The organism is Ekhidna sp. (genome assembly GCF_963691765.1).
GTDB lineage: Bacteria > Bacteroidota > Bacteroidia > Cytophagales > Cyclobacteriaceae > Ekhidna.
Genome location: NZ_OY829375.1, coordinates 766,686 through 783,830, shown reverse-complemented (window position 1 = coordinate 783,830; position 17,145 = coordinate 766,686). Strand labels below are relative to the sequence as shown.

Genomic DNA, 17,145 nt, shown 5'->3' with positions numbered 1-17,145 from the left:
CTATAATGCATCTTCATTAGATTTGAAATTTAAAGCTAGCAACTAACCTTAACCCTTCGAGTGAAAAATATTAAAAAGAAGATTGTCACAATCTATATGGCGATCTCGTTTCTTATCGCATTTTTTCTTCTTTTTCCGATACTAGTATTAGCACTGCTTTTCAAACAAAAAAGGTTTGGTTTATTCATTACAAGATATTGGTCAGGGATTTTCTATCTCTTAATGGGAATGCGAATTGTAGTTGAGAATAAACATTTCATTGATAAAAAATCGACGTATATCTTTTGTCCTAATCATTTTTCCTTTCTAGACATTACTACTATGACCATGATGCCGATCCCTTTTCAATACATAGGGAAGGAGTCACTTTGCAAAGTCCCGTTGTTCGGTTTCTATTTTAAAAATTATCACATCACAGTTGATCGAGACAATGCAAGAAGTAGTTTTCTGACTTTTAAGGAAAGCCTTAAAGCCTTAAAAAATGGATATTCTCTAACCGTATTTCCAGAAGGAGGAATCAACGTGGTGAATACTAAAGAGATGAGCGAATTCAAAGAAGGACCCTTTCAGATGGCCCTTAAAACTGGGATTCACTTAGTACCAGTGACTATAGCAGATAACTGGAGAATTCTTCCTGATGATGGGAAGTTCGATTTAAACTGGAAGCATAAAAGTCATGTGGTCATCCACGAACCCATAGATCCATCCAAGTATAAGTCGGAAGGAGTTCAAAAGTTCCAAGATGATGTGAGGAATATCATCCAATCAGAACTGGATGCCCGGAATCCTGATAGTAAATAATTTCATGCATTTTTTGATTGGCCCGAGGGATTCGAATTTAGTTCGAGTCTAATGGGTAAATCAAAATACAAAAGGCATGGAAAGATTATTAAAACCCTCATTGAGTTTAGCCTTCATTCTGCTTGCAATGATAGCTGTTTGTCAACCTCCTGGTGGTGGAAGAAGAGGGGGAGGTCCTGATGAAATGATCAAAAGGGAAAAACAAGCGCTGTATACCAAAATCACAGATTTAAGTGAAGATCAAAAACTCTTGCTAGACGGAATTTATGATGAGTTTGGAGTAACACTAAAAGAGACCTTTGAAGAAATCCGTAATAGCGGTAGTAGAGAGGGGATGAGAGAGAAGTTGATGGCTTTGAGAAAGGAGAAAGATGAATTGGTTAAGGATGTTCTTAATGAGGATCAGTTTGCGATCTATCAGGAAATCAGCACACCTCGTAGGAGGAGACAAGGTGCTAATCCTAACAATGGTGATGGCGGATGAAAAGCAATCATAACTTCCTGCCAGGACTAATTTTGGTTCTGGCAGGTCTTGTCACCTATGGACAAGAAACCAGCCTAAGAGTAAAAGGATCTCTCATAGATGAATCTGATAAATCAGCATTAGTTGGAGCAACGGTGGTGATGGTAAATATTAAGGATTCTACGCGATCGAAGTTTGCTATTGCTGATGGTGATGGAAAATTTGTCATCGAGGGATTGGAGCGAGCATTCTATAAGCTTAAAGTATCCAGTGTTGGATATGTTTCATATTCCAAATTACTCCGAATCACACTCCCAGAAACAGACCTAAATACTGTATCAATAAAACCTGATTTGACCGTATTGGAGCAGGTTACCGTAGAAACTGAAGTTGTGGCTGTTCAGCAGATAGGAGATACCACCCAGTATAATGCAGCAGCCTTCAAAACAAACCCTGATGCATCCGCAAGTGACCTTGTTAGTAAAATGCCAGGTATTGTGGTAGATAGTGATGGAGTCACGGCCAATGGAGAAAGCATTGAACAAGTGCTTTTGGATGGTAAAAGGTTTTTTGGACAAGATCCTTTGCTGTCGCTAAATACCATTCCTGCTGAGGTTGTAGATAAAGTTCAGGTCTATGATGAAGAAAGCGATCAATCTCAATTTACCGGATTCGATGATGGCAATACCACCAAAACCATGAATGTGGCTACTAAAGAAGATAAGCGCAATGGGCAGTTTGGGAAAGTTTATGCAGGAGCCGGAGAGAACGATTTATATAAAGCTGGATTGACACTGAATTCGTTTAGCAAAGAAAAGCGTCTTACCATTCTTGGAATGAGTAATAATATCAATCAACAAAATTTTGGGAGTGAGGACTTAGTCGGCTTAGGTGGTGGAGGCAGAGGAGGATTTAGACGTGGTGGCAATCAAAATTTTATAACGGGCACTCAAAATGGTATAACAACCACGAACTCTGTTGGTGTCAACTTTACCGATGATTGGGGTAAGAACATAACATTTGAGGGAAGTTATTTCTTTAATCAGTCGAATAATGTAAACGACCAGCTACTTTCAAGAGAATCTTTCCTTGCCGATCAAACACAACTTTACACGGAAGATCAACAGGCGGATACAGAGAATTATAATCACCGACTGAATTTGAGATTGAATTATAAGATCAATGACAAGAATAACTTACTTGTTCGATCTACATTCAGCTTTCAGGACAACCAATATGAGGAAATAACCATTGGTGAAACCACGAGATCTGGAGAAGTATTGAATGGTACCTTCAACACTTTTCAAAGTAAAAATCAAGCGTTCAATTTCAATAACAATTTCATCTTTCAGCATCGATTTGAGAAAGTCGGTAGAACCATCTCGTTCGATTTAAATACGCGAATCAATCCTACTATGAGGGAAAGTTTTTATGAAGATCTTTCCTTGGATTCACTCATCGAGTACAACACAGATGAAGGACAGTTTACGATTGCTTCAGCGGCTACTTATACCGAGCCGGTAGGAGTTTCCGGTCAAGTAGCACTTCGATACCAAGTCAGTCACACGGTAAGAGATTCCGAAAAAGAGACTTTTGTATTAAATGAAGGTGCTGGAACGAGTATTTTGAACGAAACGCTTTCTAATACTTTTGAGAGCGGGTACACCAGACATACCCCATCTATACGCTATTCGAAAAATCAATTTGGCAATCACTTTGATGTATCGCTTGCCTATCAAAATGCAAGTTTGAACAATAGTCAGTTTTTACCAGAAGTTGGAACATTCGATCGCAGTTTTGGAAATGTACTTCCTTCCATATCAGGACGATTTGAAATCGGGAGCGGAAATGTGTTTTTCAGATATTCTACCTCTACCACAGAACCATCTGTAAGTCAGCTGCAGAATGTGTTGGACAATAGTGATCCCCTTTTCTTGTCCATTGGAAATCCAGACTTGAATCAAACATATACGCACTCGCTGATTATGCGTCTTCAAAAGAATAACCTGGACAAGAATATTACCTTCTCAAACTTCACACGTGTACTGGCCAGCAATGATTACATCACTACCGGCACTTCCGTCATTCAAGCTGATTCATTGACTTCAGGCGGTGTGACATTAGTGGAAGGAGCGCAAGTCAATACACCTGTAAATTTGAATGGATTCTGGTCTGTAAGAAACAATTCTTCTTTTGGTAAACTAATACCTGCAATTAAAAACAACCTCAATATCTCATTAGGGCTGACATACCAGCGATTGCCAGGTTTGACAAACGATGTGGAGAATATTTCAAACACCTATTCCATGGATGTGAAATTCGGCCTGGTAAGTAACATCAGTGAGAAAGTCGATTATAATATCTACTATCAAATCAATGGCAGTAGCATTTCAAACTCTATTCAGTCTGAGAGCAATAATCGATTCTATACTCAAACAGTCGGTACTAAATTGAATTTGATCTTCGGGAAGGGCTTTGTTTTTAGAAATGACACCTATTTCCAAAAGTATAATGGTGTGAGCGATTCATTTGATACTAGCTACACACTTTGGAATATGGGAGTTGCTAAGAAGTTTTTGAAAAACAATAGCGGTGAATTAGAACTTTCTGTTTTTGACTTACTTGGAAATAATCAAAGCTTTAATCAAACGATTACTCCACAGTACGTACAAGAGAGTCAGACCCAAGTGTTGCAGCGTTATTTCATGCTGACATTCACCTATCAGATAAGAAATTTTAAATAGGGTTATCGTGGTTTTTTCATTCTGTGCCGTTGACCACCAGATATCATTGGAATTACCTTGTTCATAAAGGCTTCAAAATTGACCTGCTGCTCTTCGGTACAGATTTCTTTTATTGATTCGAAATGGTCAAAAGTAGATTGCAATTTATCTGCTTTGATATCCTGGATTTGTGACAATATTGATTCTTTTGATCTTGTAGAATCAGGATTTTGAATGTGGTTGAAGTAAGCTTTTACAAGTTCACGTTCTTCTTTTTCCAACATCCGAATTTTATCTCGATGCATTTGCGCTCTCTCCATAAATGTTGCTTTCTGCGAGTCATCAAATCCAAGTTGATTACTTAGCCTCTCACGAATGTCACCTCTTTCATGATGTCTTCCAGGGCGTTTCACCGCGATTACGGATACAACAGCAATATTGATTGCTAGCAAAACGAAAAATCCGATTTTATAAATTTTACCACTCATCTTCGTATAGGGTATAGTTGGAGATTAATTCAGGGTATTCTTGCTCAATTTCAGCCACTTCCTCTGTTAGGAAATAGTCATTTAGCAGCAAAGCATTCGAGCATAATACAATCAAGATGACAGCAGCGACACCAATCCACTGGTAGTTCTGCTTTCTAGGCTTATCATCAATGATTTTTTGTTTGATGTTTTCAAAAGCATCTTTAGGAGCTTTTGCGCGATTAGCTCCTTCCAAGCTATTGAGAACATCATCTATCCACTTTTCTTCACTCATCGTTCTGTTGGTTATAGTTATAGACGTAATTCATAATCATTTCCCTCGTTCGGGGTAATACTTCTTTAATTCCACTCTTAAGTTAGCTTTTGCTCTTTGCAGAAGGGATTCTACAGATTTTCTGGTTAGGCCCATGATTTCCGCTACTTCATTTTGTGGCAATCCTTCTACTTGTGTCAGAATGAATGCTGTTTGTTGATTGTCGGACAAAGCTTCAATGGCTTGGAATAAAAGCTTAGCGTTTTCTTTGTTTTCTAATGTCACTCCAGGATGTTCAAAATCTGGTGCGTCATGTAAGATTTCACCTGAATCTCTTTTATAGATCGAAGTAAAGACCCCTTGTCTCTTTTTTGCATTCTTACTTCTTATGAAGTCCAGCGATTTATTTACCGCTATCCGATATATCCAAGTGCTAACTGAAGAGTTGAATTTAAATTTTTCAGCTGTGTTGAAAACGGTTATAAAAACATCTTGCAACACTTCGCTAGCATCATCTTCATTCTTTAAGTAGCTAAGAATAGTGTTGAATATACGATCACCAAAGTGTTGATATAGTTCCTTCAACGCATCTTGATCGCCAAGAGCGATGGATCGAATACATTGGTTTTCGTCAATCACTTATTAAAATATTCAAAACGAAAGATAGCGAAGAAGCACTTAAATCAGGGTTAAAAATCTTCAATTGATATTCATATGATTCATGCTTTCATGTTAACTTTTCAATTGCTAGATATTTCTAGTTATACCACCGACAATTTAATCTCCAAGTAATGGCAAAAATCATCATTGTTTCAAATAGACTCCCTGTTAAAATTGAGAAGGCAGCTTCTGGCGGTTTTGAATACAAGACGAGTGAAGGTGGGCTTGCCACTGGTTTGGGATCAATCTATAAACAGGGAGACAATGTCTGGCTTGGATGGCCTGGCTTGGCAGTGAACAAGACGGAAGCTAAGGATGAAATTACAGAAAGACTTTCTGAAGAGAATATGCATCCAGTATTTCTTACTAAGAATGAAATCGAGGAATACTATGAAGGATTTAGCAATGAGACCTTATGGCCGAATTTCCATTATTTCAATCAACATGCAGTTTACAACGAAGATTTTTGGGCTGCATACAAAAAGGTAAATCGAAAATTTGCTAAGGAGCTCGAAGAGGTGATGGAAGATGGAGATACTATTTGGATCCATGACTATCAGCTTTTGTTGCTTCCGGCGCTTGTTAGAGAAACTCATCCCAATAGCAGCATTGGTTTCTTTTTGCATATTCCATTTCCTTCCTACGAATCATTTCGTTTGTTACCGTGGAGAAGGGAATTACTCAATGGAGTACTTGGTGCGGATTTTATTGGTTTTCATACCTACGATGATATGAGACACTTCCTCTCCTCTGTCAATCGATTAGCAGGGATAGGAAATACCAACGGCCAGATGAATGTGGGACAGCGTCTTGTGAAGGCAGACGCGCTACCTATGGGAATCGACTATGATAAATATGCAAGTGCAGCTTCATCACCTGATACATTGGATAGAGAGGTACGCTATCGCACATCGCTAGGCGATGTGAAAGTGGTCTTATCCATTGATCGACTGGATTATTCTAAAGGAATACCTGAACGGCTTAAGGCTTTTGAGCAGTTTTTAGAGGAAAATAAGTCATTTCAGGGAGGCGTGTCTTTGCTTATGGTAGTGGTGCCATCGCGCGACACAGTGCCTATGTACGCATCTCTCAAAGCTGAGATTGAATTGCTGGTAGGAAGAATTAATGGACGTTTTGGCCGCATGAACTGGACGCCGATTCATTATTTCTATCGAAGTTTCCCCTTGAATGCATTGAGTGCTTTTTACCGAATGGCAAATGTTGCGCTTGTTACGCCTATGCGAGATGGAATGAATCTGGTATGCAAGGAGTTTATAGCGAGTAAATTAGATAAGAAGGGAGTTCTGATTTTAAGTGAAATGGCTGGATCTTCCAAGGAGCTTTCAGATGCAATCTTGATCAATCCTAATGATTGCAATCAATTGGTGGAAGCGCTCAAGGAAGCTTTGACAATGCCCGTTGAAGATCAACAAGCTCGAATGGAGATCATGCAAGATTCCATTAAGCGATACAACATACACTCTTGGGTTAGCCTGTTTATGCAACAGCTAAATACTGTGAAACAAGAGCAGGAAAACTTGCAGACCAAACCATTTACCGATGAGGTGAGGCAAGATTTAATCACTACATACAAGTCTTCGAAAAAGCGGATCGTGTTATTGGATTACGATGGGACATTGGTTGGATTTCACGCTAACCCCAATGACTCAAAGCCTGATCAGGAGTTGGAACAGATCCTTGAAAAGTTGACCAAGGATGAAGCCAACCATGTAGTAGTAATTAGTGGCAGAGGTAAGGATACCTTGGAAAAATGGCTGTCAAAATTTAATATAGACTTCATCGCAGAACACGGGGTTTGGCATAAGAAAAAGGGAAAAGATTGGCGCAGGTTTGTGGACCTAGACAATAGTTGGCAAGATGAGTTCTATAAAGTATTGGAGGTATATGTAGACAGAACACCCGGGTCGTTTATTGAAAAGAAAGATTATTCATTGGTATGGCACTACCGGAAAGTAGAGACCGGGTTGGGTGATTTGAGATCCAGAGAATTGACGAGCCACTTGAAATACATTTCTGCAGAACGTGACCTGCAAGTGCAGGAAGGAGATATGGTTATTGAAATAAAAAATTCGAGTGTGAATAAAGGTACGGCTGCTGCTTCGTGGCTAAAAAAGCAATCATATGATTTCTTCTTTGCGGCGGGTGATGACTGGACAGATGAAGACACTTTCAAAGCAATGCCAGATAAGGCTTACACGATCAAAGTAGGCGTTTCCTCATCAGCGGCAAAATACAGAGTAGAGAGCTACAAAGACATACGTCAAGTACTTACCGAAGTAACTAGTTAATAAAAATCTGGTAAGTCTAGTTTGCGCGAAATTCTGCTACTCGCATTGAGCAATCCTACATGACTATACGCCTGAGGAAAGTTTCCCCACATGCTACCATCAGAAGCTTTGATATCCTCACTTAACAACCCTACATGGTTGCTATAGCTGATGATCTTTTCAAAGTATCGAACGGCTTCATCTATTCTCCCTACACATGCCAGAGCTTCCACATACCAAAAGGCACAGATTAAGAAAGTAGTTTCGGGCTTTCCGAAATCATCCTGATGCTTATATCTATAAAACAGCCCTTCACCAGCATGCAATTCTTGTTCCATGGCTTTTAAATGATCTTTAGCTCTATCAGTATTTCCAGGCAGGTAGTTCATCAGAATCAATTGAAGATTGCTTGCATCCATTCTATCTACACCTTTAGCTTGGGCGTATCCTTTTTTGGAATTGACGTAGCATTCCTCGATTACTTTTCTAGACTTCTCTTTAAGTGTTGTAGCTAATTCACCAATCTTTTCATCTTTCAATGTTTTGGCAATCTTTATTGCTGCGCCACTTCCAGCCCAATGAAACAAATAGGTATAGCAATGATGTTGTGCGAGGTTTCTAAATTCCCAGAGTCCAGCGTCCTTTTCTTCGAATGTTTGTTCGATCATTTTTAGCGTCTTGAAAATCAATTCTGGTGCATCAAAACGTTCATTAAAGATGATTCGTTGGTCATTGAAGAGCGGGAGTAAAGACACTAAAACTTGACCATAGACATCATTTTGAATGTGAGTATACGCATCATTTCCGATCCGAACAGGCTGGTTGTCCTGATATCCTTTTAGATCTAATTCTTTTTCAATTAACGCCTTAGTTCCATCTATACCATAAAGCGGCTGATACCTTTTGGATTCTTCTATGGTCGTATTCAAAATGTAATGGAAGTACTTCTCTGATTCTTCAAAGTGACCAATATTGTTGAAAGCGTTGAGCGTATAATAGGTGTCTCGCATCCAACAAAATCTGTAATCCCAATTACGAGTACTTCCTGGACTTTCGGGAAGACTTGTCGTAGTGGCAGCTACAATAGCGCCTGTATCTTCATATTGATGGATCTTCAGGATCAGTGCTGAACGAATGGCTTCCCGCTGATAGAAATTGGAGATGTTTGCAGACTTGATCCAGTTTTGCCAATATTTGGTGGTCTTTGATAGGAAGATCTCACTAGTCTCCTCAAGTGCTGCTTCAAGGGGCGGACCCCAAGTCAAAACCATGTATTTGGTTTCGTTCAAAACAAAACTCTTGGAGTTTAGCACATTTGTTAAGGAGATGTTTGTAGTCAGTCTTACAGAAGCATCTAAGCCTAGAAATCTGATGTGATTACTTCCTAGACTTGGCTCTGGAACAACCTTGCCATAATCACCTTTGGGTCGGCAGGTGACAGACAATCGTGGAGTTCCGGACAAGCATTCTACTTTTCTAATCAGCATCAATGGCTTGAAATACCTGTCTTGTTGAAAAAATCTAGGAGCAAAGTCTGTGATCCTATATGTTCCTGAATTGCTGGTGATTTCGGTACATAGAACATTGGTGTTTTCAATGTAATATTGATTGGAAAGCTTAATACCATCTGATGGTAGAATAGAAAATTCGCCACCCTTTTCATCATCCAATAAATTTCCAAAAATGAAGCTGCTATCAAACCTTGGCCAGCACATCCAGTCAATGTTTGAATTTTTATGGATATGCGCTGTAAAAGCACAATTTCCAATTACACCATAATCATAGGAATGTCTCTTATTCACTGTTCAATTTGTTTAGAAAAGTAAAATAGAGAGGAATGTGGAGGAATCAATCACCAGTTACCCGTTTTGTTCTGAATGTTAAGAATTTGTTGAGGTGTCGTGAGCAATATAGATGGTAAAAGTTCTTTATCGATTCATGAATTTTCCAGTTTGATGTTGCCTATCTTAGATATATAACCCAACATTTTTATAATGACTAACTGGAATAATATTAAAAAGGTCGATCTACAAGATTTGATAGATACGAGAATCAGTCTTCATAGAGCCATTCAGCTCGTGGGTGCTGTCCCTAGAAATTTATTACCTCATGATCCGACCGATGCTTCTGCTAGTTTGATTTGGAATTTGAATACTTCAAGTTTAGAGTCAGAGTCGATTCCAGGTTTTGATATCTCGGTGGGTTTATCTTTCAACGATTTTCAATTAAATATTTTCCAAGGAGCGCGCACATTGAAAAGCACTCAATTGAGTGATAATTCAGTAGATGAAGCTCTTTCTTGGCTGAAAAGTGAGCTCTCTAATCTAGGTTTAGATGGAAACAAGATCAATTTGAACTTGCCATATGAGATGCCAACATATGAGAACGGACCTTTAGAAGTAGACAAGTCTGCGCTTGAGGTATTTGATAGTCTTTATTCAAACATTCAGGCTGTTCTTGATGAAGAAGTAGTTAACTGGAAAAATGCTTTTGACATCAGATGCTGGCCACACCATTTTGACTTAGCTACTTTAATCCCGCTAGAGCTGGATGCAAATGGTGAGGTTTTGAAAAGTATTGGCGTTGGACTTTCTCCTGGAGATGAGGGAATAGATGAGCCATACATCTACATTAATATCTGGCCATCTATTGAATACGACAAGCTGGCGCAACACAAACTGCCTGCAGGGCATTGGAACAAAGAAGGATGGTCTGGAGCTGTACTGACCTATTCAGATTTTGTATCTGAGGATCAGGAGCAGATGGTATCAGGTTTTATTCGTGAAGTCGTGCATCTTTTGCACGTAGAATCTTAATGTCATCGAAAAATAGGTCAGCTTGGTCCTATAACTGAATCCAAGTTCAATAAAGAACTTATTTTCGCGAGTTGCCTTGAAGAATACCTGGCTTTAGTATCTTTAGTTGCGAATATCACCTTACATGAAAAAGTATTTATGCTTGTTCATAACGCTTTCTTTTTCCCTTCCATTTTATGGTCAAAATAAACAAGTAGTCGATTCTCTTTTGCAGATAACTGAATCGGATATCACTGATCAGGAACGCGTCGACACTTATATATTAATTGCATTTGAACATGTTGGTTCAGATTCTACAGGAGCTAATCGATACATTGAAAAGGCCCTGAATATAGCTGAAAGTATTGGGTACGATGAGGGTAGAATGGATGCCTTGTATGTTCAGGGAAGAAGTGCCCTATTAAGTGGGGAATATAATCGAGCTGAAAAGTACCTATCTCAACTATTGAGCGCGTCCAATGATATAGATTATAAGAAAGGCATAGCAAATGCCTATTATTCTAAAGCATGGCTGAATTATTATCAAGGCAACTATGCCAAGAGCATTGATTTTCATTTAAGGTCACTAGACATTCGTAACACCTTAGCTAGTAAAGTTGACATTTCAGACTGTTTAAGAGGTCTTGGGATTACTTATAAACTTCTCGGAGAATTTGATAGGGCACTTGGATATTTAAATCAATCACTTGAAATAGAAGAGGCAATCAATAATCCCGGGGGTATTGCTGCAACACTCAATCATATCGGAATTATCAATAGTTTAAGGGGAGACTATTCTGTAGCTATGGATATCTATTATCAAGCTTTGGTAATTGAACAAAAATTAGATGATAAAAGTGGTTTAGCCTATACCTATCAAAATATTGGTGTAATCCATGACCTTCAAAATGATTATGAAAAAGCACTGGATTTTTACAGCAGGTCTTTGAAATTGAGACAGGAGATTGGAGAGAAGAGAGGGGTAGCTCAGATTATCAATAACATCGGTTTGGTATATCATGCGCAAAAAAATTATGAGCGTGCTTATGAGTATTATCAGGATGCCTTGCAGAAGAAGGAGGAGTTGGGTGATAGACGCGGAGTTGCTGACGGTCATTTGAATATAGGCAAGCTGCTGACTGATCAGGGCAAGCACGCACAAGCTATTTCTAATAAGAAAAAAGCATTATCAATTTCTGAAGAAATGAACTCAGACTGGGGTCGTGTACAGGCAATGATCAGCTTGGGGAGATCTTATAGGGATTTGAGCAGATTTAATGAAGCCAAGAAATATTTGAAAGAAGGCATTGGTCTAGCAACTGAAGCCAAGCTCATCGAAGATGTAAAAGAAGGTGCACGCCTTCTGGCAAGTGTAGAAGAAAGTCTAGGACACTATTCCGATGCTTATCGTGCTCAAATTTTATTTCAGAAGATGTCGGATAGTATATCTAGCGCGGAGGTAGCTAAGCGTATTACCTTGCTGGAGGCACAATTTGAATTTCAACAAGAAAAGGATTCGCTTCAGTTTGCCAATGAAAAAGAACGCTTGCTTTTAGATCAACGAATAAAGACTCAAAAAACTACCCAGTTTATGGGTATTGCTGTAGTGTTTGTTCTGATCCTAGTGATAGGAGTTTTATCTAGGTATTACCGACTAAAAGCGGTTTCCAATAAAAGACTTTCGCTTCTAAATAGGGAAATCCAAAGTAGAAATGAATCATTGAGTGCGCTAAACGACGAGAAAAACAATCTAATAAGTATTGTTGCTCATGATCTTCAAAATCCATTGTCAGGGATTATGGGGGCTTTGGATCTTATGGAGTCGAAAGAACTCAAAGAAGAGCATAAAACATTAAAAGACATTATCCATATTTCAGCTACGCGAATGTCAAAAATGATCTCAGACATTCTCAATATTGAATCAATAGAGGAGGGAGTTGAACAGATGAATGTTCAACCTTTTAATATTTCAAAAACTGTAGGAGATGTTTGCTCGCAATTCTCAAAGCGAGCAGCTGATAAGGGAATAAATATTGTCACAGAGATAGCTCCAGAGGTCATAGCTCTAGTTGATGAAAAGTATGAAGTTCAAATAATTGAGAACCTTCTCTCAAATGCCATAAAATTCTCACCAAGAGATAAACAAATAGAGGTACACCTTTCAAAAAAGAACGGTAAGTCACTCCTTGAGGTGAAAGATCAGGGGCCAGGTTTAAATGAGCAGGATAAGAAAAAATTATTCAAGAAATTTCAGAAGCTAAGTGCTAAGCCAACAGGCGATGAAAGCTCAACAGGGTTGGGATTATCCATTGTGAAAAAGTTTGTGGAGCGCATGGGCGGCGAAATTTGGTGTGAAAGCGAAGCAGGTCAAGGGGCAAGCTTTTTTGTAGAATTACGGTTAGCAGAGGAGCAATCATAAAACACGCGCATTACCTTAGCTGAAAAAGGCCCTTTGATCATTCTTAATTATATACCACTGATCGGAGCAATCCTGGCATTTCTGCTCGGAGTAATCATCTCTGTAAATAAGAATCAGAGTGCTAAGGCTAGACTTCTTCTTACATTAATTGTTGCATTCAATGCTCATAGTTTACTAGAATCTTATCTTTTTTATAATGACCTGAGTTGGCCAGGGCTAGGGCTTTCATATTTGCATTATCATCTTATCGGTCCATTATTCCTGCTCTATGCAGACGCCTTATTTCGTTTTGACATTCGATTAAAAAGTTGGGTAACACTGATCGTGATTTTTACTGCACTGCGACTAATAATGCTTTCGTTTGTTGACGAAAATATACTTGAAACTGCCACTTCTTATACGATAGATGTTATCCTACTTTCTATTGATAACATCCTTTCTCTTGTTCTGAATATCTGGTTTTTGTCTTTTGCGCTAATCAAAATTCGAAAAGTCCATTTTGCAGTCAAGCTTAGTTCAACAGAGGAACTCAAGTATCGTTGGATGAAATCACTTATCGGGATTACTATTGGGCTATATGGACTCATTTTTTTCTTAAACGTGATTTCAATGTTAGACGAAGACTGGCTCATTTATTTTAAAATCGAGTCCGTAATTAACACGATCTTCACCTTGGCTCTGGTTTATTCAAGTATAAGATTTCCAATTTTCTCGGTTCATGGAGACTTCAAGGTAGTAAAGGCTAAGTATGCTAAATCTTCATTAAAAGAAGATGAATCAAAGTTGATCTGGGAGTCAATGATTCAGGTGATGACAGATCAAAAGCCGTATTTAAATTCAGAGTATAGATTGAATGATTTAGCTGAACAAGTTGGGAGATCAGTCCATCATGTTTCCCAAACCATTAACGAACAAGTCAGTAAAAGTTTTTCTGATTTTATCAATGAGTACCGTGTTGAAGAGGCAAAGAGACTTTTAAATAATGGCAGAACAAGTCAAGTAACCATATTGGCGGTATCTTTTGAGTCAGGCTTCAATAGCAAAACGGCATTTTACAACACTTTCAAAAAGATGACCGGTAAGACTCCAACGCAATATTTAAAAGAACAGAGCTAATACCATCGTCCCGATAAATTGGGACAATTCAATTTCATTTTAGATGTCCCACATTATAGGGAGGGAAGCTTTAGATTTTGCTAAACCCAAGATTTGCTGAAAAAGGACAAATTAAAATTTTAGCATCATGGAAGAATTGGTAACTAAAGCAGAAGATAATGTAGGCTGGATTATAGCAGCAATATTTGTGTTTTCGATGGGACTGGCCATTGTCGAGTTTTTATGGGAGTGGCGTCAAAAGAAATTGACAAAGTGGAGGTTGAAAGAAATGCTTTCAAGTTTCATGGTATTTATCCCAGCACAGCTAAGCGAGAAGGCATCAAATGCGATATTTATCGCAAGTTTCTTTTTACTGGCTGACATAATACCTTGGCAGATACCAGTAAACGGATGGTCTCTACTTCTTGCTATTTTGGTCATTGACTTTCTTTACTATTGGGAGCACAGGTGGGAGCATGAAATCCGTTTGCTGTGGAGCTATCACTCGATCCATCACAGCTCTCCAATCTATAATTATACCACAGCGTTTCGGGTATCTTTCATTGACAACTTCGTGACTTGGGTGTTTTATCTGCCTGCTATTGCAATGGGTTTTCATCCACTTGTGGTATTGCTAGCTATAGTTTTCATACTCACCTATCAATTTTGGATTCATACCGAACTCATTCGAAAAATGGGATGGTTTGAGTTGATATTCAATAGCCCATCTCATCACCGTGTTCATCATGGTTCTGATGATATCTATTTAGATAAAAACTATGGTGCAGTTCTCATAATTTGGGATCGTATGTTTGGTACTTTTCAGGAAGAAGTTCATCAGCCTACTTATGGATTAACTAAACAGATTGAGACTATAAATCCTATCAAGGTTCACTTGTTTGAATACAAAGGAATTGTTCGAGATCTCAGGAAAGCTAAGAATATCAAAGAGGCAATAGGATATGTTTTTAACAAACCAGGTTGGAAACCACAAACGAAAAAAGTAGTCCAGTGAATTTGAGTAAGTTGATGAAGAAGCATCGGTGGAATTTTTCACTGATGCTTTGCTTATTGTTATTGGATGCTGGTCTACTCATCTTATTTCCACTATTTATAGGTGTAGCAGTAGATGATGCAATCATTGGTGAGTATGTTGGAGCTATTTACTTAGGATTGCTAGGATTTCTTGCATTGTTGATTGGCGCTGGAAGGCGATTTTATGACTCAAGGTTCTATGCAAAGTTGTATCTCGAGTTAGCGCCTAAGATCACTGATCCCGCAGAAGACTCAACAACATTAAAATCTGCTCATCTGGGATTTCTGGGTGAAGTGATAGAGTTTTTTGAAAATTCTTTACCAGAACTCATCAACAACAGCATCGCCCTGATTGGAACAGTTATCATCATTGCGACGATAGATTCATACGTTTTTGCTGGCAGTCTAATCGTATTGCTGATTGTACTGATTGTGTACGGATTAAGTGAAAAAAATACCTTGAGCTTCAATGCTTCTTTCAATTTTGAAACGGAGAAGCAGGTAGGTCTAATTGAAAGAAAAAATCCGATTGCGTTGCGATGGCATTTTCAGCGTTTGATGAAATGGAATGTGAAACTCTCAGATTTGGAAACAATCAATTACTCCGTCATCTGGTTGTTCATGATAGCGTTTTTAGTTGGCTCTATTCTCTATTCTGCAAACAATGGAATGGCCAGCCAAGGGGCTATTTTAGCGCTTATCCTCTACATTTTTCAGTTCATTGAGCAGACCTCGACGCTACCTATTTACTATCAGGAGTGGCTGAGACTTAAAGAAATTTTGGGCCGATTAGAAAAGATCTAATGGCCCAAAAATCAACTACCAGGCCCACCTAATGCCCATTTCTACGTATCCATTAAAATATTCTCGAAAGCTCAATAGCTCCAGATCTGGATTATTTGAAGTTCTATTCACCAGGTTTGCAGAGCCATAGACTTTCCCATATTCAGAGATTGCAAAGTCTAATTCAAAGTTGGCTCTCAAATATTGATACCTTAGTGGAGTTTCATTTTCACTGCCTGGAGATAATCTTGTGTAATTTCTAAACGTGTACTTAACCAAAGTCCTATATCCGAATTTGTTATTATTTCCTTCGTATTGAATACCGGGACCAACTTCATGGAAGGTACTGCTTCCGTCAGAGTCTATCCTGGACATTTGATACAACCCAATGCCAAATGTACGGCTATCGTCATCCTTGGATAAATCGAGGGTCAGTTCAGTAAATTGATATACCCAATCTCTCGAACCATCCAGGAACGTCACTTCATCTTCATCAATCCTGCTAGACCTGGTTACGTACTTTCTACTTTGAGTTACGCTTTTTAAAGAAAGCTTTGTAATACGACTATCCGATTCCCATTTTTTACTAATCTCACCTTCAATGAATGGTGCGTGGTATAGTAGCTTCTCGCCAGATGGTTTATCATAATTTTTGTAGAGATATCCAAATTCCGTCTTTATCCAGGTTTTGTTTCCCAGGTAAAAATCAAAGCCTACGGGCAACTTGAGGAGGCTATATGAAAATGGAGTAGCAAGTACTGCATTGTCCGTATTTACTCCCTCTCGTCGCTTTCTAAAAAATTCAGGAGCCAGCTCAAAGTACTTTTTCGAAGCATACTTTAGGCGATAAGAAGCTCCCACTCTATAGGTATATCGGTTTGAGTTTTGCTGCGTTTGATAGATACCCAAACTACCATTTACCTTCAGTTTAATCCGATATTTATCCCCCTCTTTTTTGAAGGAGTTATTTAGGGCGATAGCCTGATAGGTTCCATTATCCCAAAGTTCATTTCTTGATAAAAATTCTTCATCCTCAAGAAATCTTGATGGACTTAAGAAAGCATTCCATTCATTTCCCAATCCTATTGAAAGCTTATGCGAATGTGTGTTTTGACTATATCCGGCAGTAAATAACAGGCAAACCATGGTTGCAATGATTAGTGATTTCATGTGCTTATTTGGTTAAAAGGGCGTACTCAAAATTGTCTTTCCATTGATCTTCGTGTGTCCCAACAGCAATCTTGTCTGTCTTATCATTTGGCTGCATGTGATCAATTATGGCAATGCTCATCAACCCGATTAGCACAGCGATATATAAGGTTTTTGATTTTCTTGTTTTCAT

At 38.6% G+C, this 17,145-nt stretch carries 15 protein-coding genes; 9 read left to right on the top strand and 6 right to left on the bottom strand.

The genetic code is table 11. From position 1 onward, the window contains the following. Positions 1-60: 60 nt before the first annotated feature. The 3 genes from ACY650_RS03640 (at position 61) to ACY650_RS03630 (ending at position 4,008) form a co-directional block, all read left to right on the top strand. A complete protein-coding gene (locus ACY650_RS03640; protein ID WP_462251846.1) occupies positions 61-801 on the top strand; it encodes a lysophospholipid acyltransferase family protein in 741 nt (246 codons plus the stop codon). Positions 802-877: 76 nt separating this feature from the next. Beyond that, positions 878-1,285: a hypothetical protein gene (locus tag ACY650_RS03635; protein ID WP_462251844.1), complete on the top strand. Its 408-nt coding sequence runs from the start codon at positions 878-880 to the stop codon at positions 1,283-1,285. After that, positions 1,282-4,008, top strand: a complete 2,727-nt coding sequence (locus ACY650_RS03630) for an outer membrane beta-barrel protein (RefSeq protein WP_462251842.1) — start codon at positions 1,282-1,284, stop codon at positions 4,006-4,008. Before ACY650_RS03635 ends, ACY650_RS03630 begins: the two co-directional genes overlap by 4 nt. Positions 4,009-4,010: 2 nt before the next feature. On the opposite strand, the gene ACY650_RS03625 is transcribed toward ACY650_RS03630, so the two are convergent. From ACY650_RS03625 to ACY650_RS03615, 3 genes are read right to left on the bottom strand one after another with little or no spacing between them, the layout of a single operon-like run. Further along, on the bottom strand, positions 4,011-4,475 hold the full coding sequence (locus tag ACY650_RS03625) for a hypothetical protein (protein ID WP_462251840.1): 465 nt from the start codon (positions 4,473-4,475) through the stop codon (positions 4,011-4,013). Next, positions 4,465-4,749 (bottom strand): hypothetical protein, encoded by a 285-nt coding sequence (locus ACY650_RS03620; RefSeq protein WP_462251838.1) that lies wholly within the window; start codon positions 4,747-4,749, stop codon positions 4,465-4,467. The genes ACY650_RS03625 and ACY650_RS03620 overlap by 11 nt, the downstream gene beginning before the upstream one ends. 36 nt (positions 4,750-4,785) lie before the next feature. Next, a complete protein-coding gene (locus ACY650_RS03615; protein WP_462251836.1) occupies positions 4,786-5,367 on the bottom strand; it encodes an RNA polymerase sigma factor in 582 nt (193 codons plus the stop codon). A gap of 152 nt (positions 5,368-5,519) precedes the next feature. On the opposite strand from ACY650_RS03615, the gene ACY650_RS03610 reads away from it, so the two are divergent. Then, entirely contained in the window at positions 5,520-7,697 is a 2,178-nt protein-coding gene (locus tag ACY650_RS03610; RefSeq protein ID WP_462251834.1) for a bifunctional alpha,alpha-trehalose-phosphate synthase (UDP-forming)/trehalose-phosphatase, read from the top strand. On the opposite strand, the gene ACY650_RS03605 is transcribed toward ACY650_RS03610, so the two are convergent. Continuing rightward, on the bottom strand, positions 7,694-9,478 hold the full coding sequence (locus ACY650_RS03605; RefSeq protein ID WP_462251833.1) for a glycoside hydrolase family 15 protein: 1,785 nt from the start codon (positions 9,476-9,478) through the stop codon (positions 7,694-7,696). The genes ACY650_RS03610 and ACY650_RS03605 overlap by 4 nt on opposite strands. Positions 9,479-9,670: 192 nt before the next feature. On the opposite strand from ACY650_RS03605, the gene ACY650_RS03600 reads away from it, so the two are divergent. The 5 genes from ACY650_RS03600 (at position 9,671) to ACY650_RS03580 (ending at position 15,824) form a co-directional block, all read left to right on the top strand. Continuing rightward, positions 9,671-10,492: a hypothetical protein gene (locus ACY650_RS03600; protein WP_462251831.1), complete on the top strand. Its 822-nt coding sequence runs from the start codon at positions 9,671-9,673 to the stop codon at positions 10,490-10,492. A gap of 124 nt (positions 10,493-10,616) precedes the next feature. Further along, entirely contained in the window at positions 10,617-12,890 is a 2,274-nt protein-coding gene (locus ACY650_RS03595) for an ATP-binding protein (RefSeq protein WP_462251829.1), read from the top strand. A gap of 33 nt (positions 12,891-12,923) precedes the next feature. Further along, on the top strand, positions 12,924-14,006 hold the full coding sequence (locus ACY650_RS03590; protein ID WP_462251827.1) for a helix-turn-helix domain-containing protein: 1,083 nt from the start codon (positions 12,924-12,926) through the stop codon (positions 14,004-14,006). 127 nt (positions 14,007-14,133) lie between these two features. Continuing rightward, positions 14,134-15,000: a sterol desaturase family protein gene (locus tag ACY650_RS03585; protein WP_462251825.1), complete on the top strand. Its 867-nt coding sequence runs from the start codon at positions 14,134-14,136 to the stop codon at positions 14,998-15,000. A 14-nt stretch (positions 15,001-15,014) separates the two neighbouring features. Next, positions 15,015-15,824 carry an ABC transporter six-transmembrane domain-containing protein gene (locus ACY650_RS03580; RefSeq protein WP_462251823.1) on the top strand — a complete coding sequence of 270 codons (810 nt, stop codon included), beginning with the start codon at positions 15,015-15,017 and terminating at the stop codon, positions 15,822-15,824. 15 nt (positions 15,825-15,839) lie between these two features. Here the strand turns inward: ACY650_RS03580 and ACY650_RS03575 are convergent, their stop codons facing one another. Both ACY650_RS03575 and ACY650_RS03570 read right to left on the bottom strand, forming a co-directional pair. Next, positions 15,840-16,973, bottom strand: coding sequence for a hypothetical protein (locus tag ACY650_RS03575; RefSeq protein ID WP_462251821.1), 1,134 nt, complete (start codon positions 16,971-16,973; stop codon positions 15,840-15,842). Between the two features lie 4 nt (positions 16,974-16,977). Next, positions 16,978-17,145: a hypothetical protein gene (locus ACY650_RS03570; RefSeq protein WP_462251819.1), complete on the bottom strand. Its 168-nt coding sequence runs from the start codon at positions 17,143-17,145 to the stop codon at positions 16,978-16,980.